Here is a 3,442-nt window from a genome sequence, read left to right on the forward strand (position 1 = left end):
ACTGCGCGCCCTGGACCGATGTCGGTTTCGTCAACTGCGCGCGCAGGGCGGAAGATGATCTCTTCCGCCCTGCGCGCGCAGTTGACGAAACCGACATCGGTCCAGGGCGCGCAGTCGTTCAGCCAGCGCAGCATCGACATCATCGGCGTGACGCCGGAGCCGGCAGAGATGAACAGGTACTTGGCCGCCGGATGGCTGTGCAGCGAGAAATCGCCGGCCGGGCCATAGGCCTTCACATGGGCGCCGGGCTTGAGATTGTCGAACATCCAGCGCGTGCCGATGCTGCCGGCCTGCGCCTTCACCGTCACCGCGATCGAGAACGGCCGCGACGGCGACGAGGACAGCGTGTAGGTGCGCATCAGCGGTCCGTCGGCGACCGGCAGTTCCAGCGTCACGAACTGGCCGGGCTTGTAGCGGAACCAGGTCTGGTTGTCGGAGCGGAAGGTGAAGGTCTTGACGTCCGGCGCCTCGTCGCTGACGCCGATCACCTCCAGCACCTGCAGCCGGTCGTTCCAGGGCGCCATCTCGTCGAGATGGCGATAGAGGCCGAGATCGGTCATCGCGTTCATCCCTTGGTCCTTTTCATTCTGCACATGTCGTGATGCCAAAACCGCTCAACACTTTTGGGCGCCATGTGCTAGGCAACACTGCGCAGCGTCGGCTGGCCGCCTTCGGCAAGGCGCGGGCCCATGAAGGAGGCGTACCATTCGACGAACTGGATGACGCCGCCCTCATGCTGCTCCGAATAGGGGCCGGGTTCATAGGCCGGCGACAGGATGCCGAAAGCATTTTCCTCGACGATGCGGCGATCCTGGTCGTTGGTCTCGGTCCAGACATGGGTGAGTTCGGCAAGATCGTAGTCGACGCCTTCCACCGCATCCTTGTGGACCAGCCATTTCGTCGTCACCGCGGTTTCGGTGGCGCTGATCGGCAGCACCCGGAAGGTGACGGCATGGTCGATCAGGATATGGTTCCAGGTGGTCGGATAGTGGTAGTGCATCAGCGTGCCGATGCGGTCCGCCGAGACGCTCGTGGAAAGGTTCTTCCTCACCGCGCGCTTGCCGCTCATCGTGTAGCTGACGGCGTCGCGCAAGAGCGGGGCGCGGGTGGCGCGATACTGTCCCGCAGGGTCGATGCGGAACTTGCTCGGCAGGCCCGCCGCCTCGCATTTCGCCCAATGCGCCTGCATCTCGGGATCGCTTTCGGCACCATGCACGCCGGTCACCGTCGGCGCCTCGGGGAAGGTCTTGCAGAGTTCGGGATGATTGCCAGCGCAGTGATAGCACTCGCGGTTGTTTTCCCAGACCAGCTTCCAGTTGCCCTTCTCAACGATGGTCGATTCGAAAGCGACCTTCGCTTCGCTCAATCGATGCGGCAGGAGATAGGGTTCGATCATGGCGCGCATCGGCGCGAAATCGGCTGGCTGTTTCGCCAGGCAGATGAAGATGTAGCCGCCGACGCTCTCGCAGGCGACCGGCTTCAGGCCGAACTGGCTCTTGTCGAAGCCATCCGCCATCTGGCGGGCGAACAGCAGCCTGCCGTCGAGTTCGTAGGTCCATTGATGATAGGGGCAGACGAGCTTCGCCGCGGTGCCCTTCTCGGCGTTGCAGACGCGGCTGCCGCGATGGCGGCAGGAATTATGGAAGGCGTTGATCCTGCCTTGCTGGTCGCGGACCAGGACCACCGGATAATCGCCGATCTGCGCGGTGATGTAGCTGCCCGGCTTCGGCAATTCGCAATCGTGGCCGATGAACAGCCAGTCGCGATACCAGATTAGTTCCATGTCGAGCTTGAAGTAATCCGGGTCGGTGTAGAAAGGCTGTTCGAGCGAAAAGCCCTGCCTGCGGTTATGCAGGTGCCTCAGCATGTCGTTGCGCGCATCCATGTCCTGTCCCTCGCGTCGGTCGCATCAAGGACTGAACTGGTGGTGATGGAGAGGAACGGCGGCCACCGGCAGGGCCAGGCGCGCGCCATCCGCCTCTTGACCGCCCACCGCGATCAGTCGAGCCTAGAAATCTCGGGCTGGTTTCCGGGCTCTGGAGTGCCCTTGCGGGCGGGCGCGACACCTTCCCAGGCCAGATGGCCCAGTGGTCTCCCGTCGCGACTTGAACTCCACCACCGTTGCGGGGGCAGCGCCGGAATTTGACCGGCTTCCCAATTCTCCGTCCCGTCGTCACGGGTCGGCACCTGAGATGGCCTGATCTAATCACTAAGGCCGGCGGACCGTCGGTACGAAAACGACATCGCATCCGTGCGGGCGCGACACGCGTTTCGGGTTCGCGGCACGCTGGCGCCGAATTGCCGTCCTCGGGGGCGATCCGAATCGCGCGCTGGAAACGCCTTCATATCGACCGCTGACCGGGTCTGAATTGGTTAACAGTATAGAAAAGTGACCATTAGGAGATTCTAAAATCGAACCGAACGGTTCGTTTCTGTTGACAATGCGTGCAGGACGGTGTGAACGCAGATCTTCCAAATCGTCAACTGGGTCGATGGTCCATTCGGATAACATATTGATATTGCTTTACAATACAATACGTGTGGGAGGCCGTGGCACAATTTCAAGGTGCAGAGCCATGGTCCAGGCGAAACAACTTCGTGATTGGAAACCGGGAAGGGGCTCTCCCACATCGGGGCTGTCCGAACGACGCGCTTTCCTCCCAAGACACGCCGCTAGACGGACGGAAAAATATACTGGAGTACTAAAAATGAAAAAGATTGTTCTTACTGCCGCCGCCCTTCTGGCCATTTCCGGCAGCGCCTTTGCTGGTGGCAGCGACCACTACGGTTCGAACGGTGCCAATCAGCCCGCCGCTGCCGTCGACAGCTCGTACACGGCTTCGGTCAAGAAGTCGGAACCGGTCGCTCAGACGCCGGCACAGGGCTCGGACCGCAACCTGTTCGGCAACAACTAACACACGATCCCTGACCGCGGTGGGCGATGCCCGCCGCTCGGGATCCTCAGAAATTCAGGAACACTAAGATGAAGAAAATCATCCTTGCCACCGCAGCCCTCCTGGCCATCTCGGGCGGCGCTTTCGCAGCCGGCAGCGACCACTTCGGTTCTGACGGTGCCAACCAGCCGGCCACCGCGGTCGACAGCTCGTACACGGCTTCGATCAAGCAGTCGCAGCCGGCCGCCGAGAAGCCCGCCAACCAGGGCAGCGACCGCAACCTCTTCGGCAACAACTAGGCCGATCCGGACCACGCTCCAACGGAAGATGGACGCGGCGGACAGGCTCGCCGCTCCGATGCAGATTCAGGAGTACCAGAAATGAAGAAGATTGCTCTTACCGCCGCCGCACTTTTGATCGCCGCCGGCAGCGCCTATGCCCGCAATGACAATGTTGGCGGGACTGACATTAATCAGCGGCCGGCCGCCGCCGGCGTCGACACCACCCAGACGTCTTCGACGCGCGACACCAGCTCGCCGGTCTACAAG

Annotated in this window: 5 protein-coding genes and 1 riboswitch; of the genes, 3 read left to right on the forward strand and 2 right to left on the reverse strand. The window is 62.0% G+C overall.

Annotated features, from left to right (window positions below; translation table 11 throughout):
- Both EN745_RS32105 and EN745_RS32110 read right to left on the reverse strand, forming a co-directional pair.
- Window positions 1-560 (reverse strand): FAD-binding oxidoreductase (locus EN745_RS32105; protein ID WP_245487887.1); only part of this gene is annotated, 560 nt, incomplete at its 3' end.
- Window positions 561-637: 77 nt separating this feature from the next.
- Complete coding sequence (locus tag EN745_RS32110; RefSeq protein WP_127423105.1) at window positions 638-1,885, reverse strand: aromatic ring-hydroxylating dioxygenase subunit alpha; 1,248 nt, start codon at window positions 1,883-1,885, stop codon at window positions 638-640.
- 117 nt (window positions 1,886-2,002) lie between these two features.
- Window positions 2,003-2,206, reverse strand: a riboswitch (cobalamin riboswitch).
- Window positions 2,207-2,708: 502 nt separating this feature from the next.
- Here EN745_RS32110 and EN745_RS32115 point away from each other — a divergent pair.
- From EN745_RS32115 to EN745_RS37330, 3 genes are all read left to right on the forward strand, one after another.
- Window positions 2,709-2,915: a DUF680 domain-containing protein gene (locus EN745_RS32115; protein ID WP_127423106.1), complete on the forward strand. Its 207-nt coding sequence runs from the start codon at window positions 2,709-2,711 to the stop codon at window positions 2,913-2,915.
- Window positions 2,916-2,983: 68 nt separating this feature from the next.
- Complete coding sequence (locus EN745_RS32120; protein ID WP_127407832.1) at window positions 2,984-3,193, forward strand: DUF680 domain-containing protein; 210 nt, start codon at window positions 2,984-2,986, stop codon at window positions 3,191-3,193.
- Window positions 3,194-3,274: 81 nt separating this feature from the next.
- Window positions 3,275-3,442 (forward strand): DUF680 domain-containing protein (locus EN745_RS37330; protein WP_189363231.1); only part of this gene is annotated, 168 nt, incomplete at its 3' end.

Source organism: Mesorhizobium sp. M4A.F.Ca.ET.022.05.2.1 (assembly GCF_003998845.1).
Lineage (GTDB): Bacteria > Pseudomonadota > Alphaproteobacteria > Rhizobiales > Rhizobiaceae > Mesorhizobium.

Coding starts and splice junctions, on each gene's coding strand:
- EN745_RS32110 (WP_127423105.1), bottom strand. CDS start 1,885: ATGGATGCGCGCAACGACATGCTGAGGCACCTGCATAACCGCAGGCAG.
- EN745_RS32115 (WP_127423106.1), top strand. CDS start 2,709: ATGAAAAAGATTGTTCTTACTGCCGCCGCCCTTCTGGCCATTTCCGGC.
- EN745_RS32120 (WP_127407832.1), top strand. CDS start 2,984: ATGAAGAAAATCATCCTTGCCACCGCAGCCCTCCTGGCCATCTCGGGC.